22 protein-coding genes are annotated in these 25,378 nt (G+C 62.7%); 8 read left to right on the top strand and 14 right to left on the bottom strand.

What is annotated here, in order from left to right; all coding sequences use genetic code 11:
- The first annotated feature begins 164 nt into the window (after positions 1–164).
- Positions 165–1,091 carry a polyphosphate kinase 2 gene (ppk2, locus tag ACTHNR_RS10020; RefSeq protein WP_440547437.1) on the top strand — a complete coding sequence of 309 codons (927 nt, stop codon included), beginning with the start codon at positions 165–167 and terminating at the stop codon, positions 1,089–1,091.
- Between the two features lie 56 nt (positions 1,092–1,147).
- Here the strand turns inward: ppk2 and ACTHNR_RS10015 are convergent, their stop codons facing one another.
- A complete protein-coding gene (locus ACTHNR_RS10015) occupies positions 1,148–3,439 on the bottom strand; it encodes a two-partner secretion domain-containing protein (protein ID WP_440547436.1) in 2,292 nt (763 codons plus the stop codon).
- 414 nt (positions 3,440–3,853) lie between these two features.
- Between ACTHNR_RS10015 and ACTHNR_RS10010 the strand changes: the two genes are divergently transcribed.
- A complete protein-coding gene (locus tag ACTHNR_RS10010; protein WP_440547435.1) occupies positions 3,854–4,150 on the top strand; it encodes a hypothetical protein in 297 nt (98 codons plus the stop codon).
- A gap of 178 nt (positions 4,151–4,328) precedes the next feature.
- On the opposite strand, the gene ACTHNR_RS10005 is transcribed toward ACTHNR_RS10010, so the two are convergent.
- Positions 4,329–4,808 (bottom strand): VOC family protein, encoded by a 480-nt coding sequence (locus ACTHNR_RS10005; RefSeq protein ID WP_440547434.1) that lies wholly within the window; start codon positions 4,806–4,808, stop codon positions 4,329–4,331.
- Positions 4,809–4,857: 49 nt separating this feature from the next.
- Complete coding sequence (locus tag ACTHNR_RS10000) at positions 4,858–5,472, bottom strand: TetR/AcrR family transcriptional regulator (protein WP_440547433.1); 615 nt, start codon at positions 5,470–5,472, stop codon at positions 4,858–4,860.
- 110 nt (positions 5,473–5,582) lie between these two features.
- Between ACTHNR_RS10000 and ACTHNR_RS09995 the strand changes: the two genes are divergently transcribed.
- On the top strand, positions 5,583–6,710 hold the full coding sequence (locus tag ACTHNR_RS09995) for an MBL fold metallo-hydrolase (RefSeq protein WP_440547432.1): 1,128 nt from the start codon (positions 5,583–5,585) through the stop codon (positions 6,708–6,710).
- A 40-nt stretch (positions 6,711–6,750) separates the two neighbouring features.
- On the opposite strand, the gene ACTHNR_RS09990 is transcribed toward ACTHNR_RS09995, so the two are convergent.
- Positions 6,751–7,692, bottom strand: a complete 942-nt coding sequence (locus tag ACTHNR_RS09990; RefSeq protein ID WP_440547431.1) for a LysR family transcriptional regulator — start codon at positions 7,690–7,692, stop codon at positions 6,751–6,753.
- 107 nt (positions 7,693–7,799) lie between these two features.
- Here ACTHNR_RS09990 and ACTHNR_RS09985 point away from each other — a divergent pair, with 107 nt between their 5' ends.
- Together ACTHNR_RS09985 and ACTHNR_RS09980 are read left to right on the top strand one after the other, a co-directional pair.
- Positions 7,800–9,311, top strand: coding sequence for a CoA-acylating methylmalonate-semialdehyde dehydrogenase (locus ACTHNR_RS09985; RefSeq protein WP_440547430.1), 1,512 nt, complete (start codon positions 7,800–7,802; stop codon positions 9,309–9,311).
- 147 nt (positions 9,312–9,458) lie between these two features.
- Complete coding sequence (locus tag ACTHNR_RS09980) at positions 9,459–10,487, top strand: MerR family transcriptional regulator (protein WP_440547429.1); 1,029 nt, start codon at positions 9,459–9,461, stop codon at positions 10,485–10,487.
- Between the two features lie 57 nt (positions 10,488–10,544).
- On the opposite strand, the gene ACTHNR_RS09975 is transcribed toward ACTHNR_RS09980, so the two are convergent.
- The gene (locus ACTHNR_RS09975) at positions 10,545–11,567 is read right to left on the bottom strand and encodes a transporter (protein ID WP_440547428.1); all 1,023 of its coding nucleotides are present in this window, start codon (positions 11,565–11,567) and stop codon (positions 10,545–10,547) included.
- A 145-nt stretch (positions 11,568–11,712) separates the two neighbouring features.
- Positions 11,713–13,041 carry an aspartate aminotransferase family protein gene (locus ACTHNR_RS09970; protein ID WP_440547427.1) on the bottom strand — a complete coding sequence of 443 codons (1,329 nt, stop codon included), beginning with the start codon at positions 13,039–13,041 and terminating at the stop codon, positions 11,713–11,715.
- A gap of 115 nt (positions 13,042–13,156) precedes the next feature.
- Here ACTHNR_RS09970 and ACTHNR_RS09965 point away from each other — a divergent pair, with 115 nt between their 5' ends.
- Entirely contained in the window at positions 13,157–14,560 is a 1,404-nt protein-coding gene (locus ACTHNR_RS09965; RefSeq protein WP_440547426.1) for a PLP-dependent aminotransferase family protein, read from the top strand.
- A 34-nt stretch (positions 14,561–14,594) separates the two neighbouring features.
- On the opposite strand, the gene ACTHNR_RS09960 is transcribed toward ACTHNR_RS09965, so the two are convergent.
- From ACTHNR_RS09960 to ACTHNR_RS09950, 3 genes are all read right to left on the bottom strand, one after another.
- Entirely contained in the window at positions 14,595–15,320 is a 726-nt protein-coding gene (locus ACTHNR_RS09960; protein WP_440547425.1) for a dienelactone hydrolase family protein, read from the bottom strand.
- A 119-nt stretch (positions 15,321–15,439) separates the two neighbouring features.
- The gene (locus tag ACTHNR_RS09955; RefSeq protein WP_440547424.1) at positions 15,440–16,288 is read right to left on the bottom strand and encodes an EamA family transporter; all 849 of its coding nucleotides are present in this window, start codon (positions 16,286–16,288) and stop codon (positions 15,440–15,442) included.
- Complete coding sequence (locus ACTHNR_RS09950; RefSeq protein ID WP_440547423.1) at positions 16,285–16,902, bottom strand: nitroreductase family protein; 618 nt, start codon at positions 16,900–16,902, stop codon at positions 16,285–16,287. The genes ACTHNR_RS09955 and ACTHNR_RS09950 overlap by 4 nt, the downstream gene beginning before the upstream one ends.
- A 101-nt stretch (positions 16,903–17,003) precedes the next feature.
- On the opposite strand from ACTHNR_RS09950, the gene ACTHNR_RS09945 reads away from it, so the two are divergent.
- A complete protein-coding gene (locus ACTHNR_RS09945; protein ID WP_440547422.1) occupies positions 17,004–17,906 on the top strand; it encodes a LysR family transcriptional regulator in 903 nt (300 codons plus the stop codon).
- Positions 17,907–17,921: 15 nt separating this feature from the next.
- Here ACTHNR_RS09945 and ACTHNR_RS09940 read toward each other — a convergent pair whose 3' ends face one another.
- The 5 genes from ACTHNR_RS09940 to ACTHNR_RS09920 form a co-directional block, all read right to left on the bottom strand.
- Positions 17,922–18,773, bottom strand: a complete 852-nt coding sequence (locus ACTHNR_RS09940) for a carbohydrate ABC transporter permease (RefSeq protein ID WP_440547421.1) — start codon at positions 18,771–18,773, stop codon at positions 17,922–17,924.
- A 12-nt stretch (positions 18,774–18,785) separates the two neighbouring features.
- Positions 18,786–19,712 carry a carbohydrate ABC transporter permease gene (locus tag ACTHNR_RS09935; RefSeq protein ID WP_440547500.1) on the bottom strand — a complete coding sequence of 309 codons (927 nt, stop codon included), beginning with the start codon at positions 19,710–19,712 and terminating at the stop codon, positions 18,786–18,788.
- Between the two features lie 141 nt (positions 19,713–19,853).
- Positions 19,854–21,107 (bottom strand): ABC transporter substrate-binding protein, encoded by a 1,254-nt coding sequence (locus ACTHNR_RS09930; protein WP_440547420.1) that lies wholly within the window; start codon positions 21,105–21,107, stop codon positions 19,854–19,856.
- A 60-nt stretch (positions 21,108–21,167) separates the two neighbouring features.
- On the bottom strand, positions 21,168–23,162 hold the full coding sequence (locus ACTHNR_RS09925; RefSeq protein WP_440547499.1) for a beta-galactosidase: 1,995 nt from the start codon (positions 23,160–23,162) through the stop codon (positions 21,168–21,170).
- Positions 23,163–23,187: 25 nt separating this feature from the next.
- Complete coding sequence (locus ACTHNR_RS09920) at positions 23,188–24,354, bottom strand: ABC transporter ATP-binding protein (RefSeq protein ID WP_440547419.1); 1,167 nt, start codon at positions 24,352–24,354, stop codon at positions 23,188–23,190.
- 188 nt (positions 24,355–24,542) lie between these two features.
- On the opposite strand from ACTHNR_RS09920, the gene ACTHNR_RS09915 reads away from it, so the two are divergent.
- A partial coding sequence (locus tag ACTHNR_RS09915) for a LacI family DNA-binding transcriptional regulator (RefSeq protein WP_440547418.1) occupies positions 24,543–25,378 on the top strand: 836 nt, incomplete at its 3' end.

Below are 25,378 nucleotides of genomic sequence, written 5' to 3'. Positions count from 1 at the left end.
AATCGCCCAGATACGGCTGATCGTGCGCACGAAAGGATGGTGTGGCGCGCGCCTTGCGTCATCGTTTTGTCATATGGCTGACACGATGCTCAAGATAATGGAGGGCTGCGTTGCCGCCGCGCGGCGCACCACACGACGCGCCTCTACGGGCAGGGAGAATTGCGATGGACGATAAAGACCAGAAAGCCGAGGCCGAGTTGTTTTCCGAGCGGCAGCGCCGTTTCGAGGAGGACCTCATCGATGCGTACGACGAAGAACTCGAGATGGAAGTGGACGACCGGATTCTCGACGGGGCCGGCGCCTTGACGCCGGAAGCGCGCAGCTTGCGCAGGCAGTACTTCAAGGAATTGTTCCGGCTGCAGGGCGAACTCGTGAAGCTGCAGGACTGGATCGTGCAGACGGGGCACCGCCTTGTCGTCATCTTCGAAGGGCGCGATGCGGCGGGCAAGGGCGGGGCGATCAAGCGCATCACGCAACGCCTGAACCCACGCGTGTGCCGCGTGGCGGCGCTTCCCGCGCCGAACAGCCGCGAGCGTACGCAGTGGTATTTCCAGCGCTACGTCGCGCATTTGCCGGCGGGCGGCGAAATGGTGCTGTTCGATCGCAGCTGGTACAACCGCGCGGGGGTCGAGCGCGTGATGGGATTTTGCTCCGACGAGGAGTACGAAGAATTTTTCCGCTCGGTGCCCGAGTTCGAAAAGATGCTCGTGCGCAGCGGCGTGCAAATCCTGAAGTATTGGTTCTCCATTACCGACGAGGAGCAGGAGATCCGCTTCCAGGCGCGCATTCAAGACCCGCTCAAGCAGTGGAAGCTGAGCCCGATGGACCTCGAAAGCCGGCGTCGATGGGAGGCCTACACGCAGGCGAAGGAAGTCATGCTGCAGCGGTCCCACCATGCGGACGCGCCCTGGTGGGTCGTGCAGGCCGTCGACAAAAAGCGGGCGCGGCTCAATTGCATCCACCATCTGCTCAGCCAGGTGCCTTACGCGGAGGTCGAGCACGCGTCGGTCAAACTGCCGGCGCGCGTGCACAACGAAGACTACATTCGCCAGCCGGTGCCCGCGGAGATGATCGTGCCTGAGATTTATTGAAGCGCAGCGAAAGGCTCCGGGTCTGCGAGCCTTTACGTTTGCGCTTTCCTGGGGATCTAAAGCGACGCACCGCTCGCGTCATTCGACGATTGCGGGAGCTGCCAGCGCAACACGGGGTGGTCCGCCCCATTGGGCATCGCCCAAACGCCGCTGGGCGAGAAGTCCCACCCGACGAAGCTGGCAGGGTCGCGCATCTGCGCCGCGGTGAGGCCGTTTTGCGTCGGCACGCCGCCGCCCCCTTGGCTCGCGCCCGTCGTTTCCTTGTTCCAGTAGTCATCGGCGCTTGCGCCGCCGCCGGCGCCGATGAGCCCGCTTCCACCGTTTGCGCCGCCTTCCACCAAGCCCGTGGCGAAGGAATGCGTGACCAAGCCGCTATTGCTATTGGCGCCGACGAGTGCGCCGATGCTCGCTTGACTGCCTCCGCTTACCGCGCCAGTCGCATACGATTGCGTGATCGCGCCGTTGTTGTCCGCGACCAAGCCACCTAGGTGGCCGGACGCCGCCCCGATGGGAAGGTCCGACGGCCCCGTGATGGCGGCGCTGCTCCACGACTGCGCGATCGTGCCGTTGTTGACGGCGACGAGCCCTCCGAAGTCGCTTGCACCCGGCCGCCGCGGCCCGGTGCCGGGGGGAATATAGGCGACGCTGCCGGTCGAGTAGACCCTGGTCACCAGGCCATCGTTCTGCGATGCCAGTAATCCTCCCGCGAGCTCCGATTCGGTAGAAGCGTTCGTCAGCCCAACGTCGCGTACGATGCCGCCGCGCCCGACCCAACCGAACAACCCCGTTTGGTCTAGCTGTGCGCCGTCGATGACATGGCGCAGGCCGTCGAACTGCCCCGTGAATGAATTGCCGTCATAGGCGAGCGGCGGGATGAACGTGCCCACGGCGGCAAGGTCGCGCCCGAGCGCGTAGTTGCCGGAGAGGTCATCTGTCACGCGCGCGAGATCGGAGATCGAATTGACGAGCCGATAGCCGGCGATTTGCGTGACGAGGCCGCTGTATGTCGGCGCGGTCCACGCGACGTTGCTCATGAGTACACCGGGCGTGTAGGCGCCGTTCATGTCGTAGAACACGCCGACGGCGCCTGTACTTTTCGACCAATCGATCGTCCCGCGGTTGATCACGCTGCCGCCATTGTCGATGCCGGTCGCGTCGGCTCTCAGCGCCATGTCGCCGCTGGCCCATTTGTTCTGGATAGTGACCCCTTTGTCCACGATCACGTTTCGATAAGCGCCCAGCGTCAGGGTGCCGGAGCCGGTCCATCCAAGATTCGATGCGACCTCGATGTCGCCGCCGCTGCCGCCAGCGCCGGTTGTTTGGACGCTGATCGACGTACCCCCGTTGAGCGTTTGGGCGAATGCGCGCCCCGACGGGGCGCCGAATTTGAATTCGGGTGTGACGATGTTCCAGATGCCCGTGATCGCTACGGGCCCGATGTCGGGAAAGGCGACGTGGCGTGCAATCGTATCGATCGTGCCGCCGTGACCGTCTTCGTTCAGTGCCCCGAACAAGCCCGCCATGTTCACGGTACCCGATTCGGCTACGAGCCAGATATGACTGTCTCGTACTGCCGTGCCGGTGGCGCGAGGCGCCGCCACATGGCCCGCGAGTGCGAAAATGTTGCCGTCCGCTGCTTGCAAGCTGATTTGCGCCGCGGCAATGTCGCCTTGATTCCAAACGGCGCCGTGGCTGCCCGTTTGCACGAATACCTGCCGGCTCGTCGACGAGTCTTGCAGCAGAACCTTTCGACCCGCGGCGATCTCCGCCGTGCCGTTCGGCGCCCATATGCGGCCGAAGTTGTCGACCTCGCCGGCCGAAACGAGGAATACGTCTCCGTTCGTTGAGCCGATGTGGCCGAGGTTGACGACTCTATGCGATGACGGGCCCGACAGCGTGAGCGGTCCGCCGCTCATGAACGAGGCGTTGTCGGTATCGAGCGTCGAGGCGACGAAGCGGCCGCCGGTGGAAATGATGCCGCTGCTGCCGATCACGATGCCTTGAGGGTTGATCAAATACGCGCTGCCCGTGGCGGAGAGCGAGCCAAGGATCATCGACGAATTACCGCCTGTAATGCGATTGAGCGTCGCGCCGTGGCCGTTATCGATTACGACGCTATTGCCGTCGCCGATGGAAAAGCTATTCCAGTTGATGACGCCGCGCGCCGAATTCTGATTGATCGCTAGCGACGCTCCCGATTGAGCGATCGAACCGCTTCCCGCTACGAAGCGACCGCCTTCTGGTAATGCCCCGGCATGCGCGTCGTGCATGCAGAAGCATAGTGCGGCGTAAGTCATCGCCGTGAAGATGGCCCTGCGCCCGGCAGGCATATTTTTATAGTCGTTCATACGCGCCCCAAGGTTATTCGGATTTGCGAGAATCCGTAGTGAGTACATGCTTCACCGCATATGAAGCGGGTGGGATGAGTAATTATTGGATTGAACCAGCGCTGCCGGGAGCGGCAAATTAGGACGAACTTTCGTGATTTTTTGCCAGCGCGTTGGTCGGGGACGGCTGACATGCGGGCCAGCCAGGCGATTGGCCTAATTCGTTTTCAATTTTTAGAGCGATTTCTTTGTCTATGAATTAAATGGTCGATGCATTGATTGCAACCGTTTTCAATTATCGTCGTGGTAACTGCTAGAAATCGCAGGTCGATTTATATTAAGACGATGCTATATTGACTCCAGGGAGGCAACTCTAGGTGCAGGCCGTCTTTCATGCGGCCAATAGACATCTGCCAGAACCTGTGGAGACCATCAATGAGCAGAACTTTCATCACCGCTGGCGATCTCGAAGACGGACGGATCCAAGTCTTTGCGGTCGATTCGAATGGAAATATCGAAAGCAGGTGGAAGGAAACATCGGATCCCAATTCAGGTTGGACGGGATGGTCAGCGTTCCAAACGCCCAACGGCGGGGTGACGACCATCGGAGTAGGGTACCTTTCCGACAAACGCATGCAGCTGTTCGCAACCGATAGGAGCGGCAATACGGTAAGTTGCTGGAAACAGACGACGAACCCGAACGCGGCTTGGACGCCTTGGACGGCATTCTGAGTGTATCGGCCGTGTTCGGCGTTGCTCTGACGCCATAGTGATTGCTGGAACGATGGCCCGCGAGCGCATGGCGCTTGTTCGGGCCATCGGTCGTTCAATGTCGGCGAGCTAATATTGGACACTTCGCCAAGGCGCAATGTTTCAATTCATTCTGCATATCGACTCAAACCAGAGAATGCTATGAATTCGAAGCCTTCCCGTCATACGCCGCCTTCAGCGCCGCGACGTCGAACTTCGTCATGCTCATCATGGCTTCGGCCACTCGCGTGGCCTTCACCGGGTCGGGGTCGGCCATCATCGCAATGAGATCGTCCGGAACGATTTGCCACGAGACTCCGTAGCGATCTCGTATCCAGCCGCATCCGTCGGTCGTGCCTCCGCCTTCCAGTAAGGCGGCCCAATAACGGTCTAGCTCCGCCTGATCGCCGCAATTGACCATGAACGATATCGCGTGATTGAACGATTCAGTGCGTTCGTGGCTCATGGCGATGAAGGGCTGTCCGAAGAGGACGAAGTCGACGACCTTCGTCGCTTTCGTGCTGGGCACGTGTGTGACGCGGTTGACGCGGGAATCGGGAAAGATGCCGGCATAAAACGCGGCGGCCTCTTCTGCCTCCATGGAGTACCAAAGAAACGGCGTGATCTTGCGAATCGTCATGGACAGTCTCCTATTCGTAGGATGCGCGGATACGCCCCGTCAATTTACGCTAGGCGTACCGCGCTAGAAACATATCCGCCGCCGCTTCAGCCACCTTCTTTTGTTCTCGATTGCTCAAAGGCGGCTGTCCCATCATGATCTGCGGCCAAAACGCGAACGATTTTACGAGCCCTTGCAACTGCTGCGAGGCGAACACGGGATCCGATGTCTTGAGCCGGCCATCGGCCGCGGCTGCTCGTATCCATACGGTCAAATCCTCTTCTTTTTCGCCCAGGCGCGCCACCATTTCCCGCGCCCGCTCCGGACAATGAATGCCCGCCGCAATCGCCACGCGGGCCAGCGACAAAAAAGCTTCGTCGTTGAGAAGGCGCAGTTTGCGCATGAGCAGCGCCAGCAGTTGCGCGCGCAACGGTTCATCTGCGCGGTAAGCCGGCGCATCGCCGGATTGGCTGGCTTCCCATAGCTGCCGGAGGATGGCTGCGAACAGGGCTTCCTTGCTCGGGAAATGGTTATAAACGGTGCGCTTCGAAACGCTCGCGCGGGCCGCGATGCGGTCCATGCTGGTTGCGTCGAAGCCTGCTGCCAAAAATTCCTCGATAGCGGCGTTGATGATGTCGACGCGCTTACGGTCGGTCAAGCGTTGAGGGGGCGTACTCGGGTCCATGTCGAAATTTTACACCCAGTAGTTTACTTTTTCTCGAAATAAACTACACTAAGCAGTCTACTTTTTGGCGTCCATCCTCGACGTCCATCCCTTTTAGCAGGCTGGCCACTATGTCATCGCCCCCCGATTTCTTCAGCCGCATGCTGGGCGTTGCCGCAGCAAAGCGCGGACGCGCGCTGTCGCATTCCTCGCCGCAACATGACGGCGAGCGCTTTCGCAACGATCGGCCGCGGCCGGCCGAGGGTTTCGGCAAGACCTTGCGGATCGCATGGAACATTTTGTTCCGGAAACCGCAAGGCACGGTTCCGGCGGGCGCATTGCCGGTCGATACGCTGACGCGCGGCCATCTCGATGCCGCACCCGATCGCAGCCTTTATCGGCTCGGGCATTCCACGATGCTGATGAAGTTGCGCGGGCGGTTTTGGCTGACCGACCCGGTGTTCGCCGAACGCGCCTCGCCCTTTCGACGCATGGGCCCGAAGCGCTTTCACGCGCCGCCTATCGCGCTTGGCGATCTGCCGCCGCTGCACGGGGTGATACTGTCGCATGACCACTACGATCATCTGGATCGCGACACGGTGCTCGCCCTTGCCGAATCGACGAACGTGTTCCTGACGCCGCTCGGCGTGGGCGATCGGCTCATCGAATGGGGCGTCGATGCGGGCAAGGTACGTCAGTTGGACTGGTGGCAAAGCGCCGCGGTCGATGGGCTGGAGTTCACGGCCACGCCCGCCCAGCACTTCTCCGGCCGCAGCCTATTCGACGGCAACAGCACGCTTTGGGCGTCGTGGGTCATCGTCGACGAAGATTTGCGCGTGTTCTTCAGCGGCGACACGGGGTATTTCGACGGGTTTAAAGCCATCGGCGAGCGCCTCGGGCCGTTCGATCTCACGCTGATCGAAACGGGCGCCTACGACGCGCAATGGCCGTACGTCCATATGCAGCCCGAAGAGACCGTGCAGGCGCATATCGATCTGCGCGGCAATTGGCTGCTGCCGATACACAACGGCACGTTCGATCTGGCGATGCACCGCTGGCACGAGCCGTTCGAGCGCGTGACCTCGCTCAGCGCCGTGCGCGGTGTGACGGTCTCCACGCCGCGCATGGGAGAGCGATTGGACCTGACCGCGCCGCACCGGGGGGAAAGGTGGTGGCGCGATGTCGTGGAGTTCGTCGAAGCGCCCAAGCGGACATGGCGCGCGTGCAGTGCGCGCCAAGCCACGTCAGCGAAGTCGTAACGGTAGCGGTAGCCCTAGCGGTAGTACGTGCCGCGGGCCCCTACAGCGCAAACCCCTTTTCGAACGTGTCGCGCAAATAGGCGATGAACAGCGACACGGCGCGCGAGACGTGCGGGGCGTAAGGGCGAATGACGTGTAGCTGATTGGCGAACGTGCCGACGGGGCGCCACCCATCCAGAATGACCTCGAGCTGCCCGTCGCGCACCGCGCGCTGCGCCGTGAAGTCGGGCAACAGGGCGATGCCGAGATCGTCGAGGGCCGCATCGCGCAGGGCCTCGCTGTTGTTGGCCGACAAACATCCGTCGACCGTCACGACGATGTTCTTTTGCGCGGCCTTGGGCTCATGTTTGGGCTCGAACGTCCATACCCCGCGCCCTGTCGCCCGTGGGTAGAACAAGCAATCATGCGCTTCGAGCTCGGACGGGTGCAGCGGCCGCCCGCGACGCTCCAGATAGGCGCGCGTGGCGACGATGACCGAGTGCGTGTCGCAAAGCTTCCATGCCACATGCGTTTCGGGGGCGTGCTCGCTATGCCTGATCGCCAGGTCATAGCCTTCGGTGGAAATCGAGGCCAATCGATCCGACATATCGAGTTGCACCTTGATTTCCGGATTCGCGCGCAAAAACGCCGACAGATTCGGTATCAATTGCTGGCGCGCGAGCGACACCGGCGCGGTCACGCGGATCAGGCCGCGCGCGACGCCGGCCATTTCCCTGACCGTGGAAAAGCCCGTGGCGATCTGCTCGTATTGCGACCGCGTGCTTTCCACGAGCCGAAGGCCGGCCTCGGTGAATTCGATGCTGCGCGTCGTGCGTTTGACGAGCGGCACGCCCGCCGCCCGCTCCAATTCCGCGATGCGCTGGCTCATCGTGGCCTTGCTGACGTTCAGGCGAGCGGCCGCCGCCGTATACGACCCTTGCTCGGCCAATACCGTCAGCCAGCGCAGATGGATCCAAAGATTTTCGATGTCGTGCGTGTCCATGAGTCTATTGTTCGGCAGCCTAAACTATCAGTTCAGCGCTGGCGCCTTTGCGTAGCCCTGATGGGTCCATAAACTATGGGCATTATCAATCCAATCGAGGAGCAAAGATGCAACCCTACAGCGATACGGCGGACGTGACGCATTTCATCGGCGGCGCGCGCACGCCCGGCGAGGGCGACCGGACGCAGCGGATCTTCAATCCCGCAACCGGCGAGAGCCCCCGCAAGCTGCTGCTGGGCGAGCAAGCCGACGTGCAAGCCGCAGTGGCGAGCGCGAAAGCCGCCTTCCCGAATTGGAGCAATACGCCCCCGATCCGCCGCGCTCGCGTCATGTTCAAGTTCCTCGAACTCCTGAACCGGCACCGCGACGAGCTTGCGGCCATCATCACGTCCGAGCACGGCAAGGTATTTTCCGACGCGCAGGGCGAAGTCGCGCGCGGCATCGACGTCGTCGAGTTCGCTTGCGGCATTCCGCAATTGTTGAAGGGCGATTTTACGGACCAAGTGTCGACCGGCATGGACAATTGGACCATCCGCCAGCCGCTCGGCGTCGTGGCCGGCATCACGCCGTTCAATTTCCCGTGCATGGTGCCGTGCTGGATGTTCCCGGTAGCCTTGGCGGCGGGCAATACGTTCATCCTCAAGCCGAGCGAGCGCGATCCGTCGGCATCGGTGTTCATGGCGCAGCTTCTGAAAGAAGCCGGCCTGCCCGATGGCGTCTTCAACGTCGTGCAGGGCGACAAAGTTGTCGTCGATGCGCTGCTCGAGCACCCGGACGTCAAGGCGATCAGCTTCGTCGGCTCCACGCCGATTGCCAACTACATCTACGAAACCGGCGCACGGTTCGGCAAGCGAGTCCAAGCCCTGGGCGGCGCGAAGAATCATATGGTCGTCATGCCCGATGCGGATTTGGATCAGGCTGTCGACGGCTTGATCGGCGCCGGCTACGGATCGGCCGGCGAACGTTGCATGGCCATCTCGGTCGCCGTGCTCGTCGGCGATGTGGCCGACAAGATCATTCCGCGTTTGGCGGAGCGCGCGCGGAAGTTGGTCGTCAAAGACGGGATGGAGCCGGATGCCGAAATGGGTCCGGTCGTGACGAAGCAAGCGCTCGAACGGATCGAAGGCTACATTGCGTTGGGCGTTGAAGAGGGCGCAAAGCTCGTCGTCGACGGCCGCGGCCTGAAGGTGCCCGGACGCGAGGGCGGCTTCTTTACAGGCGGTACGCTGTTCGACAACGTCACGCCCGACATGCGCATCTACAAGGAAGAAATCTTCGGTCCCGTGCTCGCTTGCGTGCGCGTGAAGGATTTCACCGAGGCGGTGGATCTGATCAATCGTCACGAGTTCGGCAACGGCGTGGCGTGCTACACGCGCGACGGCAATGTGGCGCGCGAATTCGGTCGGCGGATCGAGGTGGGGATGGTCGGCATCAACGTGCCGATCCCCGTGCCGATGGCCTGGCACGGCTTCGGCGGCTGGAAGCGCAGCCTTTTCGGCGACATGCATGCCTACGGCGAAGAAGGCGTGCGCTTCTACACGAAGCAAAAGTCGATCATGCAGCGCTGGCCGGAAAGTATTGAAAAGGGCGCCGAGTTCGCGATGCCGACGGCTAAGTGACGCTCGCGCGATAAGCGCGTCTGACGTCGAAAGGTGAAGGCGGCGCGGCTCATGGGCTGCGCCGCTTTTTTATCGTCGATCTTCCCCTTGACCCTCACGTAGCGTAAGGTTTTAGCCTCCATCGTGCGCATTTAGACGGAGGCTCGAATGCTGTTGAAAGTGGGAGAACTGGCGAAACGCAGCGGACTGACGGTTCGCACGCTCCATCACTACGACGCAATCGGCTTGCTTACGCCTTCGGCGCGCGCCGACAACGGCTATCGCCTGTACGACCGAAACGACGTGGCCCGGCTTCACCGAATCCAGGCGCTGCGACGTTTCGGTCTTGCGCTTGCCGATATCGGCGCTTACCTTGCCCAGCCCGATACACCGCTCACTTCCGTCGTCGCGCGGCAGATCGCCATGCTCGATCAGCAGATCGAGCAGGCGTCGCAGTTGCGCGAGCGCCTCGCGCGATTGAACGACATGCTGCTTGAGGGGAAGGAGCCGGAGCTGGCCGATTGGCTCGCTACGTTGGAGTTGATGAACATGTACGACAAGTATTTTTCCGAAGACGAACTCGCGCGTCTACCGATGTACAAGCACAGTCGGGAGCCCAACCCCGAATGGGTGGCGATCATCGAGCAAGCGCGCACGCTGATGGAAAGCGGCGTGCCCGCCGAGAGCGAACGCGCGCGCGAACTGGCGGCTCGCTGGATGGCGATGCTCGTGCGCGACACCAACGGCGATCCGCGCCTGCTTGCAAAGCTCAATCTGATGCACGACAACGAGCCGTCGATGCAAGCGCGCGCCGGGATATCGACGGCGCTGCGCGACTATGTGCTGCGCGCATCCGTCGAATCGAAGATGTTGATCTACGAAAAATACCTATCGCCGGATGAAGTTCGATTCATGCGCGAGAACTACGGGAAGCGCGCGATGGAGTGGCCGCAATTGATGGCCGATGTGCGCGATGCGATCGAATCGGGCGCGACGCCCGATTCGCCGGAAGCGCTCGCGCTGGCGAGGCGATGGCTCGAACTGTTCAGGAGCTATGCGGGCGACGATCCGGCTACGCAACTGAAGTTTCGCGAGGCTTTGCAGCGCGAACCCGAGCTGACGAAGGGCGCATGGGTCGACGAAACCTTGCTTGCGTTCATCCGCGAAGCGATGCGCCACGCCGTGCAGCCGAGTTAAACGCCGGCGGAGGCGGAGCGGCGGAGAAATGCTTGCGCAAGCCGCCCGCCGCTTCGCCTATCGCTCGCCCCGCCTGCGAAACGTCCACCACGCGGCAAGCGCCGTAAAGCCGGCGACGAAGAGCACCATCAGCCAGAACCCGTTCTTGTTCTCCGAGAATGGGATGCCGCCCACGTTCATCCCGAAGAAGCCCGCAATGATGTTGATCGGCAAGGCGATCACGGTCACGAGCGTGAGCGTGAACAGCGTGCGGTTGTTTTGCTCGTCGAGTCTGGAGGTGATTTCTTCCTGCAGCAGCTTGATGCGTTCGACGAGGCCCGCCAAATCCGCCAGGACGACGGAAAACTCCTCGGTGGATTCGCGCAGTTCCTGCACGTCCTCGGCCAGCAACCAGGCAGGCGGTTTCGCGAGCAGCCGGAAAATCGAACCGGGTTCCGGGGCCAACATGCGTTGCAGCCGCGTGAGCGTGCGGCGCATGGCGCCCAATTGACCGCGCTTCGCACTAGGGCGCTCCGAGAGAAAGCGGTCTTCGAGCCGATCGACGTCGGCGCCCGCGCGCCGCACGATCTGCATCATGAGGTCCGCCTGGTCGCGCAGCAAATGGATCAGCAGTTCGGCGGGAGAGCGAAAGCGCTCTCCGTGGCGCACGCTTTCGCGCAGCGTGTCGATCGATCGCAAGGGCTTCACGCGTGCCGTCACCATGAGACGGCGATCGACGTGAACCCACATCGTCGCGATCTCGGACGTCTCGAGTCCTTCATTGAACATCACGTCGTTGACGACCGCGCGCAGCGTGCCTTCCTGCTGTTCGATGCGCGTGGAGTGCGAGCCCTCGCGCAAGAACTCATAGAACGTTTCCGGCAGGCTCAAATGCGCGCGCATCCAGCGCTCGCTCGCGCTGTGCGCAAGGTTGAAGTGCAGCCAGAGAAACGCTTCTTCCGGCGCGCCGCCGCCTTGCACGCACTGCGCTGCAAGCGCCGCTTCGAGCGCCTGACCCGCCGATTGCGGGGTGAAGCGAAACCCGCACACCATGCCGGACGTATCGGCGCCGTAGGTTTGAGTGATCAGTTCGGATTTCATCGAATGCTCCGCTGTGCCCGACCACGGTCGAGCAGACGCATGACACCAAAGGGCGCGGCTTAGCCGCGCCCGGTGTGAAGCATACGATATCGGCGAGGAGCGATGATGACGGTCCGTGCGTTCAGCCCAAGCCCATGCGCTCCGATCAAGCGACTTGGCGCAGCGCGTCCCGCACGGTCGAAAAGATCTGGCCGATCTGCTGCTCGTCGATGATGAGCGGCGGCGAGAACGCGAGAATGTCGCCCGTGTAGCGCACGAGCACGCCGGCTTCGAAGCATCGGAGGAACACTTCGTAGGCGCGCGCGCCGACAGCGCCCTGTCGCGGCTCGAGTTCGACGCCGGCGACGAGTCCGAGGTTGCGTACGTCCTTGACATGAGGGCTGCCGCGCAGCTCGTGTACCGCGCTTTCGAACGTGCCCGACAATTGCTTCGCGCGTTCGAACAAACCGTCTCGCTGATAGATCCCGAGTGTTGCGATGGCAGCGGCTGCCGCGGCCGGGTGAGCCGAGTATGTATAGCCGTGGAAGAACTCGATGGCGTTGTCGGCGCCCGCGTTGACGATCGTGTCGTGCAGGGTCCGGCTCGCGGCCACCGCGCCCATCGGAATCGCGGCGTTGTTGATCGCCTTCGCCAGCGTGAGCAAATCAGGCGTGACGCCGAAGTATTCGCTCGCGGTCGACGCGCCCAGGCGGCCGAAACCGGTGATGACCTCGTCGAAGATCAGCAGGATGCCGTGCTTCGTGCACAGTTCGCGCAGACGTTGCAGATAGCCCTTCGGGGGAACGATGACGCCCGTCGAGCCGGCCAGCGGTTCGACGATGACGGCGGCGATCGTCGAGGCGTCATGCAGGGCGACCAGGCGCTCCAATTCGTCGGCTAGGTGCGCGCCCCACGTCGGCTGGCCGCGCGTGAATGCGCATTCGGCAACGTTGAGCGTGTGCGGCAGGTGATCGACGTGGGGCATGAGGTTGCCCGAGAACGCCTTTCGGTTCGGAAGGATCCCGCCCACGGAAATGCCGCCGAAGCCTACGCCGTGATAGCCGCGCTCGCGCCCGATGAACCGCGTGCGTTGGCCTTCGCCGCGTGCGCGGTGATAGGCCAGCGCCATCTTGAGCGCGGTGTCGACCGATTCCGATCCGGAGTTCGTGAAGAAGATGCGATCGAGCCCTTCGGGCATGAACTCGGCCACCTTCGCGGCCGCTTCGAACGCCAGGGGGTGGCCCATCTGGAACGTCGGCGCGTAGTCCATGGTCGCCAGCTGGGCGGAAACGGCTTCGGTGATTTCGGTGCGTCCGTGGCCGGCATTGACGCACCAGAGGCCGGCCGTGGCGTCCAGCACCGTTCGGTCGTCGACCGTGGTGTAGTGCATGCCCTTGGCGGCTTTGAACATCCTGGGCGCTGCCTTGAACTGGCGGTTCGCGGTAAAAGGCATCCAAAAGTTCGACAGGTCGGTGTCGCGCGGCGTCGTAGTCATCGGAGCGTCTCCCTATAGATAGCGTCAACTGTATCGATGTCGAGCGATACAATCACTACACGGCCGCCATGGAGCGGCCAAACTGTACTGATATTTTGGTCAACACCGTACTGATATGTTTACGCTGCAATTGTCGCGCTCGAGGAAGGACGGGGGCACGCTGGTCGAGCAGATCGTCTCGTCCATCGAGCAGCAGCTGAAGCATGGCACGTTCGCCGCCGGGACGGCGTTGCCGTCGGTTCGGGCGCTGGCCAAGCAGCAGGGCTTGAGCGCCTACACCGTGGCGGAGGCTTATCAGCGGCTGGTTTCGCTGGGCTTGATCGCATCGCGTCCCGGGGCCGGCTACACCGTCGTCGCACGGGCGGCGCAAGCGCCGGCCGCGCCGGTTTGGAGCGCGCCGAGCCTAAATGCAGCGTGGTTGTTGTCAGACGTATTCGCCGATCAGTCGATACCGATCAAAGCCGGGTGCGGGTGGATTCCGAACGACTGGATCAACGAAAGCGGTTTGCAGCATGCGCTGCGAACGGTGAGCCGGACGCCGGGCGCGCGGATCGGCGGCTACGGTCACCCCTATGGCCTGGCTGCGCTGCGCGAATACATCGGCGCCTCGTTGCGGCGATATTCGTTGGCGGTCGGGGCAGCCGACGTTCTGCTGACGCAAGGCGCAACGCAAGCGCTCGATTTGATCGTGCGTACGCTGCTCACGCCCGGCGATACGGTCGTCGTCGAAGATCCTTGCTACTGCAACCTGCTGCAAATCCTGAAGCTCGCGTTCGTCAACGTCGTGAGCGTGCCTCGCACCGCGGACGGCATCGACAGCGCGCAGCTCGAGGCCGTCATCGAAACGCATCGGCCGAAGGGCATTTTCATCAATACGGTGCTGCAAAACCCTTCCGGTTCTTCATTGAGCGTCTCGTCGGCATTTCGTCTCCTGCAGATAGCCGACCGCAAGGGGTTGTGGGTCGTCGAGGACGACATCTCCAGAGAACTTGCGCCGCCCGGCTCTACGTGTCTGGCTGCAATGGAAGGACTGCAGCGTGTGATCTACGTGTCGGGCTTCTCGAAGACCATCACGCCGGCGGCGCGGGTGGGCTATATCGCGGCGAACCGGGAGTTGATCGGGAAGCTGGCGCTCACCAAGATGGCGGTCGGCCTCACGTCGTCGGAGATCACCGAACGAACCGTGGCCAACGTGCTGATCGAAGGACACTACGACCGGCACGTCGCACATGTCCGCGAGCGACTGTTCAATGCGCACAAGCGCGTCGTGGAGTCGATGCACCGGGCGGGGCTCGAGATTTTTCATGAGCCGGGCGCCGGGTTGTTTCTTTGGGCGAAGCTGCCCATCCGCCCGGAAGACAGCCTCGCGGTGACCACGCAGGCGCTGGCGAAAGGGATTTGGCTTGCGCCGGGCTCGTACTTTCAGCCCGGCGAACGCATGTCGCCTTGGTTTCGCTTCAACGCGGCTACTTCCGACGTGCCCGAATTATGGAAATTCGTTCGATCGCTGGGGAAATAGGGCGCGACGGCGCCTTCCGGACGAGGTATCCCCTTCACTGCGCGGCGAAACTCTCGGCCAGCCAATCGCGCATCATTTCATACGAGCGCGCGGCCACCTTCGCGTCATAGCGGCAATTGCCCGTCGATGCCGTGGCTTCCGTTTCGGTGAAGCAATGAACGGCATGCCCGATTTCGACGAATTGCCAATCGGCCGGGCTCTGCTTCATGTCTTCCGTGAATTTGGGTGCTTCCGGCATGGTGAATACATCGTCGGCCCCGTTCATTGCAAGCACGCGCGCCTTGATGTTTTTGGCGAGCGCGGGATCGTCGGTGCTCAAATCGCCATGAAAGGCGACCACGGCCTTGACGTCCGCGCCGCTGCGTGCGAGGTCGAGCACGACGGCGCCGCCGAAGCAGAAGCCGATGGCGGCCAGGCGCGAGGGATCGATCGGGGCGTGAGCCGCTTCGGCTTTGAGCTGCGCGAACGCTTTGTCCACGCGCTCTCGCATCAAATGACGATCGTGATAGAGCGGGGCGACGGCCGCCTTCGCGTCGGCATCGTTCTTTGGACGCACATTCGCGCCGTACATGTCGGTTAGCAGAATGACGTAGTCCTTACCGGCGATGCGTTTCGCTTTTTCGATCGCGATGTCGTTGACGCCGGACCAATTCGGCACCATGACGAGGCCAGGGCGCTTGGCCTGCGTGGCGTCGTCGTACACCAGGAAACTTTTGAACGTCGTCCCGCCCTGGGTCCAATCCACGGGCTGGGTGACCATCTTCGCAAAAGCGGGTGAACAAACAAGCACAGCAAGCAGCGTTAAAGCAAGGCGAGCAAGTCGCATGGCGATTCTCTCTCGGTGAGTTGACGAAGCTTGAGCACGCAGCGCCAGGGCGCCTAGCGAGCAGGCCGCTGGCTGAGCCAGATGCTGCCGATGACGAATGCTACACCGGCGATCTGAATCGAGTTCAGCGTTTGATCCAAGAACGTCCAACCGAGCAGGACGGCAGTGAGCGGGCTGATGAACAGCAGGGGAGAGACCACGGACGAATCGAGTCGCGCGATGCCACGGAACCAGAGCACGTACGTAAGCGCTGCGCCGACGAGCGCAAGCCATGCCAGCGCCGCGAAGTTCAGAGCCGTGGGCGCCGCGAGGGGCGGCGCGAAGGCAAGGACGACCGGCAACAGGAGTACGCCGCCTGCCGTCAGTTGCCATGCCGTGAAAGCGAGCAGCGATACGGGCGGCTGCCACTTGCGCGTCAGAATGTTGCCCACGGCCATGGAGGCGGCGCCCCCTAAGCCAGCAGCGATGCCGATCGGATCAAGCGCGGCGCGGGGCGTCAGCACGAGTAGCGCGACGCCCGCGATGCCCACGAGCGCGGCCACGATCGAGAGGGGGCGAATCGGGCTCGACAGCAAGAGCCGCGCAAGGAACACCGCGAACAAGGGCTGAACGGCGGCCACCGTCCCCGCCACGCCGCCCGGAAGCCGATACGCCGCCACGAACAAGAGGCTCAAGAAGATGGAGATGTTGAGCGCGCCGAGAACGAATACGCGCAGCCACCAGATCCCCTTGGGCAATTGCCGCACGATGGCAAGCAGGAGTAGCCCAGCGGGCAGTGCGCGCAGCATCGCCACCGATATCGGCGCGAAATTCGGCAGAAACTGCGTGGTGACGATGTACGTGCTGCCCCAAACAACCGGCGCGAGCGCCGTCAGCAAGATGTCCGAACCGTTGGTTTTCATGCTATTTCGAGAACCTCGGAAACGGGGCGGCGCGGCTTCTGCGGCCAATTGCCGGGCGCCGCGCGGCCCACGGGAATGAGCATGACGGGCACTTCGTCCGCGTCGAGTGCGAACTCGCGCGCGACGCCTTGCGCGTCGAATCCGCTCATGGCGCTGGAAACGAAGCCTAGCGCTTGCGCCGCGTAGATGAGCGTGGCGCCGCCGAGGCTGGCCGAACGAATGGCCTCGTCGCGGGCGTCTTGCGGATCGGCGTATTTCGCCTGCGCGCCCTCTTGCCAGCTAGATGAAGTTTCCTCGGTCATGTGGCCGGCCTCGACGAAAGGCGCCAGCCTAGCCCGCAATGTCTCGGCGCGGGGGAGCACGCCGCAAACGATGAAGGTGACCGAGGCCTGAGAGACCTTTGCCTGCCCGTATGCGAGCGCGCGCAGTTTGGCTTTCGACGCGGCCGTGCGCACGGCGATGAAGCGCCAGTTTTGAAGGTTGTATGCCGAGGGCGCCCGAGTGGCGAGACGCACGAGCGCCTCGATGTCGGCGTCGGACATTTCATGGGCAGCATCGAACAAGTTGGCGGAAATGCGTTGTTCGATGAGCGCGATCGTGGGATGAAGCGGCATGGCAATCCTGAATGTAAAGCGGTCTCGTCAGGATAGGCTCTTCATCATTGGATGATAATGTGTGGTTAGGAAGAATATTCTTTACCAACGGTGAGTAATCCATGGATCGCTACACGGCCTTTCAGGTTTTTCGCTACGTGGCTGAATTGAACAGCTTCGCCGAGGCAGCCCGGCGTCTTGGCTTATCTTCCGCCGCGGTCAGCAAGAATATCGCCGAGCTGGAGTCGCACGTCGGCGTGCGGCTCATTCACCGGACGACGCGGCGCATGGCGCTGACCGAAGAGGGGCGCATCTATCTCGAGCACGTCACGCGCGGGCTCGACGCCTTGGCCGACGCCGATGAGGCGCTCAGTCCGATCAAGACGGCGCCGAGCGGTACGCTCAGAGTGGCCGCGCCGATGACGGTCACGCTGACCTGGCTCTCCGAAAGTTTGCCTCGCTTCTTGTCGCGCCACCCGGGGTTGAAGCTCGATCTGCATCTGGACGACCGGCGGATCGATATCGTGCGGGAAGGGTTCGATCTGGCTATTCGCGGCAGCGACAACCTGGGCGATTCGAGCTTGATCGCGCGTAAGCTGACGGCCATGCGGCATGTGCTTTGTGCCGCGCCTTCCTATTTCGAAGCCTACGGCAAACCCGAAACGCCGGCGGATCTCAAGTCGCACAACTGCGTTCGCTTCAGCCTTTCCGGGCACGCGGACGTGTGGGAATTCACGAAGGACGACCGTACGGAGAAGGTCGCCGTCAATGCTCGCTATTCGGTCACATCGAGCCTAGCGGTTCGCGATGCGCTACGGGCCGGCTTTGGCTTGAGCCTGATTCCGCGCCCCTACGTCGAAAACGACCTGCGCGAAGGGCGGTTGCAATCGGCGCTCGACGACTGGCGGGCGGTGGAAACCACGCTGTATGCCGTCTACTCGTCGCGGCACCACGTCACGCCGAAAATCCGCGCGTTCATCGCATTCCTGATCGATGAGTTCGCGTGCGAGCGGGAGCCGGCCTAGGCCGGCCTTGCCGCCTTACCCCTTCGTCGCCCCGAACGTGAGCCCCGCAACGAAGTGCTTCTGCATCGCGAAGAACATCGCGACCGACGGCATGGCCGCCAGAATGGACCCCGCCGAGACGAGATTCCAAGCGGTCGTCCATTGGCCCTTGAGCGCGGCGACACCCACGGTGATCGGCGCGGCGTCGTCGCCTTGCGTGAGACAGAGGGCCCAAAAGTAGTCGTTCCACACGAACGTGAAAACGAGAATGGCCAAGGCAGCCAGCGCCGGGCGAATCAAAGGCAGGACGATCCGAAAGAATACGGTCCACTCGTTGGCGCCCTCGATGCGGGCAGCTTCCACGAGTTCGAACGGTAATTGCTTGATGAAATTGCGCAGGAACAGCGCGCAAAACCCGGTCTGAAACGAAAGATGAAAGAGGATCAATCCGCCCACGGAGTTGTACAGCCCGAGCTTCAGCGAAAGATCCCTGACGGGAATCATCAGCACCTGAATGGGCACGAAATTGCCGGCCACGAACGTGGCGAACAACGCCGAGTTGCCCGGAAAGCGATAGATCGCGAGCGCGAAGCCGGCCATCGCCGCCAGCGCGATCGCGCCGGCCACCGCCGGCAACGTGATTTGCACGCTGTTCCAGAAGTAATGCAGCATGGGCGAGGTCGTGAGCGCCTCGCGATAGTTTTCGACGAGTGCGAAGTGCTTCGGCCATCCCCAATAGTTGCCTTCACTCAGTTCTTCGGTTGAACGCACCGACGTAACGAGCACCGCAATCATCGGCAGCAGCCAGATGAGCAGCGCAACGGGCAGCGACAGCTTGTACGCCCGCCGCGGCAACGGCTTCCATTTTTCGACCGGCATGGGAAACATGATCAGGACTCCTTAACGCTCGCTCTTGAGCAGCCGGCGCAAGTGATAGACGATGTAGATCAGCATGATCGCGAACAGGACGACGGCGATCGCGGCCGAGTACCCGAGGCGGTAATACTTGATCGCTTGGTCGTACATGTAATACGCGAGCACGGTCGAGCTTTCGAAGGGGCCGCCGCCTGTCATGACCGAGATCAAGTCGAAGCTGCGCAGCGCGCCGATGATCGTGACGACGACGGCCATGAACGTGGCCGGCCGCAACTGCGGCAGGATCACATGCCACAGCAGCGACCAGCCTTTGGCGCCTTCCATCCGGGCCGCTTCGATCTGCTCGCTGCTGAGCGTCGTCAGGCCGGTGAGATAAAGGATCATGCAGTAGGCGGTTTGCGGCCAAAGGGCCGCGAGAATGATGCCCGGCGTCGCATAGCGCGGATCGCCGAGGACAGGTATGCCGTGCCCGACGATCAGGGCCAAGAGGCCGAATGTCGGATCATAGAACCACGAGAAAATCAGGCCGACGACGACGCCGGATAAGACGAACGGTGCGAAGAACAGCGATTTGACGAGGCGAATGCCGGCCACCGCCTGGTTCAGGTAAAGCGCGATGGCGAGCCCCATCGGCGGCGCGAGCAAGAACAGCGCAAGCCAGATGACATTGTTCTTGAGCGCCGTGTAGAAGGTGGGCGCATGGAACAGTTCGACGTAATTGGCGAGGCCGACGAAGGTCGCGTCGGTCATGCCGTCCCAATTGTAGAAGCTCAGCCGTATCGTCGAGAGCACCGGCCAGATCACATAGATGGCGATCATCAGGCAGGCGGGCGCCAGAAACAAGCAGGCGGCGCGACGCTGACGGCGCGCGGTCGGCGATACGCGTCGGCGCGGTCTGCCACCCGGACGGCTGGTGCGCGGCGCGGACGACATGCCGTCGCCGGGGCCCATGTCGGCGCCGGGCGAGGCGATATCCGAGCGATGTGTGACGAGGTGGGGCACGACAATCTCCTGATCGAACTGCATAGCCGCACGCGGCGTCGGAAGCGGCGATCGACGCTTGCCGCTTGACGCCGCGTGCGGGTTCAGCGCTTACTTCTTGTAGATCCGCTGCCGCGTTTGCTCGAGTTGCGCGAGGATCGAATCGATCTTCGTCGGATCGGACACGAACTGCTGCATACCCTTCATCCCTTCGTCGGCCATTTCCTTGGTCATGTCGCGATCGTAGAACTGTGCAATGCCGCCCTTCGTGTTCGACAGAATCTGAAAGCCGATCTTCGAGATCGGATCTTCCGGTTCGGCCGATTTGCTGTTCGCCGACAGCGACCCCAGCCCCTTGGCGAGCTGCGCGCCCACCTCGGGCGTTTCCGTGAAGGCGAGGAATGCGCGGGCATCGGCCTTGTTCTTCGCCTTCGCGGGAATGTTCAACGTCTCGACGGGGCCGTCCTCGGCCGTCGGCACGTTCGCATCGATGATCGGGAATTGGAAGTAGCCCATCTGCGCCTTCACCGTGGGCGAGAAGCCGCCCGTGATGAATGTGCCCATCAGCATCATCGCGGCCTTGCCCTGGAACAGGAAAGGTTGAGCGGCGTCGAGATCGTATGACAGCGAGTTGTCGATGAAGTACCCGGCGTCGAGCAATTGCTTCCACGTCGTGTACACCTTCTTCACGCGCGCGTCGGTGTAGGGCACCTCGCCGGCCATCAGCTTTTGATGGAAGGCGTTGCCGTTCAGGCGCAGATCGAGATAGTCGAACCACCCGGCCAGCGTCCATGCGTCGCGTCCCGCCACGGCGATCGGCGTGATGCCGGCGGCTTTCAGCTTCTTGCAGTCGTCGAGGAAATCGTTCCAGGTTTTCGGCTCGCTGGCGATGCCGGCCTTCTGGAAGATGTCCTTGCGATAGAACATGCCCCACGAATAGTAGACCGTGGGCGCAGCGTATTGCTTGCCCTTGTACGACGACGCTTCTTTCGTCGACGCGTAGGTCGTGTCCCACCCGTTCTTCGCCCAATCGCTCGACAGGTCTTCGAACAAGCCGCGCTGCGCGTAGTAAGCCATGCGCTCGCCGTCGTGCCAGTTCACGATGTCGGGCGGCGCTGTCGTGAGCCAGGCCGGCAGCTGCACCTTGTACGCTTCTTCATCGATGAAGGCCACCTTCACGTCGGTGCCCGGATGGCTCTTCTTGAACTCGTCCACCACTTGCGTCCAAACGGCGCGTTGGCTCGCGCCCTTGAACGCGATGTTCACTTCGAGCGTGCCGGCCTGGGCCGCGGGGGCGAAGGCGCCGAGCGCCATGGCCGACGCGAGCGCGGCGGCGGCGAGCATCGTGCGGGGTTGGTGCGTCATGCCTGTCTCCTATGTTTTACGTCGTTGTCGGTACTGCAATGGGTTCGATGCGGTGGGGGCTCAATTCGACGGCGTGCGATACGCGGCCACGCCTTGGGGCTCGATATCGTGCGCCCCGATCATGAACGCCTCGTTTGGAATTTCGGCGGGCAATCGATGCGACGACGGTCCGTAGTTGAAGACCCATGTGAGATCCCCGCGCCGGCTTACGCGGACCGCATCGCCGAGATGTTCGGGCGCAAGGCCCGCCTCGTTGGCGATGCGGGCGAATAGCGCCTGCGTCGAGGCTTCGTCGAACAAGCTGGCGAGGTAGTGGATCGCGCCATGTTTGACATAGGCCGGGTGACCGTCGCCGAATACGGCGCGAACCTGCATCGATTCATGCCCGTCGCGGCTCGCGTCGAGTTCGATCAAGTCTCGCCAGTGCCGGGCGTAGCCTTGCGACACGCTGCCGCTGAACGTCACGCGCGAAGTGACGTTCGGGCGCATGGACTCCACACGCCAGACGCGGGCGGGCATCAGCGCGGCAAGCGGCCCGGGCGGCAAGTTGGCCGGGATCTGCAGATCGACCGTTTTCGAGCCGGTGCGCGGGCCGAGCACGACGTGCGCTCTGGTACTTTCCAGCCGGCGCACGAGATCGTCCGGTACCACGGGCAGCGGCGGCACGACGATCAGCTTGTAGCCGTCGAGCGGCGCGTGCGTCGAGACGATGTCGACGTCGAATCCCAGTGCGCGCAGGGCCGAGTAATACTCGACGGCGAAGCGCGGATAGTGGAAGTCGGCGCCTTGGGGCTGCACTTCGAACAGCCACTTCGCTTCGTAGTCGAACACGAGCGCCACGCTCGACGGCACTTTGCCGTCCGCATCGATATCCGCCTCGGCCAGGGCCTGAATTTCTTGCGCGACGCGAGTGGCTTCGCTACCGCCGATGTCGAGCCGATTGTCGGGCGTGTTGAGTCCCGCATGCATTTGTTCTTGCGCGAACGGCGCTTGACGCCAGCGGAAGTACGAGACGCATCCGGCGCCGTGCGCGAACGCTTCCCAGCTCCACAGCCGCACCATGCCGGGCAAGGGCGCGGGATTCCACTTGGCCCAATTGACGGGGCCGGGCTGCTGCTCCATCACCCAGAACGGCAGCTTGGACATGCCGCGATAGAGGTCGTGATTGAACGACGCGAAGTCGGGGTGCCCCGTGCGCAAATACCGCGTCTTGACTTCCGGGTCGTACCATTGCTCTTCGAGTGCGCCGAGCGGATAGCTGTCCCACGAGGCGACGTCGAGATCCTCGGCCACCTTGTAGTGATCGAACTCGGTGAAGAGCTGCATGAAGTTATGCGCGATCGGGCGGCCCGGCGAATGCCGGCGGATGATCTCGACCTGCATGTGGTTGTAGCGCTTGACCTCGTCGGAAGCGAAGCGCCGATAGTCGAGCCGATGCGAGGGATGCGCCTCGGTCACGGTGCCGATCGGGGCATCGATTTCGTCGAAGCTGCGGTATTCCATGCTCCAAAACACGGTGCCCCAGGCGCGATTGAGTGCGTCGATCGTGCCGTAGCGCGCTTTGAGCCATTGCCGGAAGCGTTGGAGCGCGGCGCTCGAATAGCTGACCACGGTTTGGTGGCAGCCGTATTCGTTGTCGGTTTGCCAATAGGCGACGGCCGGATGTTTGCCGTAACGCGACGCGACCGCTTCGCAGATTGCCTTCGACGCTTCGAAATACGCGGGCGACGAGAAGTCGTAATGGCGTCGCGAGCCGAACGCGCGAACGCGGCCGTCGGCGCCCACGGGCAGAATGTCCGGATGACGATCGATGAGCCACTTCGGCGGAGTGGCAGTCGGCGTGCACATGACGACAGACAGCCCTTCCGCGGCAAGCGTTTCGACGGCGCGATCGAGCCAGCCCCAATCGTATTCGCCCGGCGACGGCTCGATGCGGCTCCACGCGAATTCGGCGATTCGCACTTGCGCGATGCCGAGCGCCTTCATGCGCGCGGCATCGTCTTTCCACATGGCCTCGGGCCAGTGCTCGGGGTAATAGCAGACGCCTAGGCGCATCCCAATGTCCTCTTGTCGTTGTCGCTTATGCATGTTGTTCGATGGTGTGAAGCGGGGCGAGCGCGAAACCGTCTTCGGCAAACAGATGGCACGCGTCGGCGCTCGCCCGTAAATGCACGCTCTCTTTTTGCCTCAAGCGCGCGTCGCCGGGCGCTTTCGCGATGAGCACGGCGCCGCCCGGCTGGTCGAGGTGGACGTAGCTGTGCTCGCCCAGCGCCTCGATGAGCGTGATCGAGCGCGTGAAGACGACGGCATCGCCCTCGTTTGCCGACCCTGAATCGATGTGCGTGGCCGGCTCCAGATGTTCGGGCCGCACGCCGAACGTGACGGGCGCGCCGACACTGAGGTTCTGGCCTTGCAACGGTAGGCGTGCCGATTCGCCGCTGCCGTCGAGCGTAATCGTGACGCCTGTCGCTTCGATCGAAGCCACTTTTGCGGGAAGGAAATTCATCCGCGGCGAGCCGATGAAGCCCGCGACGAATCGGCTTTTGGGCCGGTGATAGAGATCGAGCGGCGCGCCGATCTGCGCGATGCTGCCGAACTGCTCGGTATCCTTGCCGGCGTGCAGCAACACGATCTTGTCGGCCAGCGTCATCGCTTCGATCTGATCGTGCGTGACGTACACGACGCTCGCATCGGCGAACTGCCGATGCAGCCGCGCGATCTCGATGCGCGTTTGCCCGCGCAGCGTGGCGTCGAGGTTCGAAAGCGGCTCGTCGAATAGGAAAACGCCGGGCTCGCGCACGATCGCCCGGCCGATCGCCACGCGTTGCCGCTGGCCGCCCGAGAGCGCTTTGGGGTGACGATCGAGCAGGGCGTCGAGCTGAAGGATGCGCGCGGCGTCGCGCACTTTGCGGTCGATCTCGGCCTTGGGCGTCTTCGCGAGCTTCAGGCCGAACGCCATGTTCTCGTAGACGGTCATGTGCGGAAACAGCGCGTAGCTCTGGAACACCATCGCGACACCGCGCTGCGCGGCCGGCACGTCGTTGACGAGCTTGCCGCCGATCGACACGTCGCCATCGGTGACGTCTTCCAGGCCCGCGATCATCCGCAGCAACGTCGATTTCCCGCAGCCCGACGGCCCGAGAAAGACACAGAATTCGTTCTTGCCGATCTCGAGGTCGACGTCGCGGATGACCGGCGGGCCGTCGCCGTAAGCCTTTTGAACACCGCGCAAGGAAATGCTCGCCATCGTTCCGTCTCCATGATTTAATCAGCGCGGCACGGAGATTAAGCGCTTAACCAGTCGCCGGTAAAAAATCGATCGCGGTGCGATCGGCGGCGGGTTGTCTCCGTGTTCGTTCTGAATGTGCGGCTCATGTTGCCGTGCTCGGCGCAATGACGCAAATGCTGAATAACCGTCCCATTTATTGAGAAGCTATGCCGACGCTTAATGAAGTGGCTCAACGGGCGGGCGTGACGCCTGCCACGGTCTCGAACGTGTTGCGCAACAAGGGCCGCGTAGGGGAGGCGACACGGCAGCGTGTGCTCGATGCGGTCGCCGCGCTGGGGTATCGGCCGCATTTGCCGGCACGCGCGCTGGCCGAGGGGCGGGCGCCGACGATTGCGCTGATGGTGTCGAGCATCGCCAACCCGTTCTATCCGGAATTCGCATTGGCCGTCGAGAATGCGTTGCGTCGCCACGGACGGTTTCTCATCATTTGCAACACCGATGGCGATCCGGGCACGGGCCGCGCGTATCTCGAGCAGATTGCGGGGACGTTGTCTGAAGGCGTGCTCGTAATGAATGCGAACCTCGATTTCGAGGATTTGCGGATGACCGAAGTGCGCGGCGCACCGGTCGTGCTCTGCATGTGGGAGCGACCGCTCGATCCGCCGGGTTTGCCTTGCGTCGCGGTGGATTTTCGGCTGGCGGGCGAATTGGCCGCGCAGCACTTGTTGCAGCTCGGACATCGGCGAATCGGGGCGATCGTCGGCAGCAAGGTGTACGGCATCCATGCGGCGCGGTACGACGGCTTCGTCGACGCCATGCGCGCCGCTGGGCTAGACGGCGCGGCGGCGCCGGTCGTGTACACGCCCGATACGACCAAAGGGGGCTATGCGGCGGCCCTCGAATTGCTGAAGGCCCACCCGGATTTGACGGCGCTTTTCACGACGAACGATTTGCCCGCGCTCGGTGCGATGCAGGCGGCGGCCGATCTTGGTCTCGACGTGCCGCGCGACTTGTCGGTGGTCGGCATCACGGATATCCAACT

This window comes from Trinickia sp., from assembly GCF_051954495.1.
Classification (GTDB): Bacteria; Pseudomonadota; Gammaproteobacteria; order Burkholderiales; family Burkholderiaceae; genus Trinickia.
The sequence above is the reverse complement of the archived record's forward strand: the minus strand, read 5'-3'. Positions and strand labels throughout refer to the sequence as shown.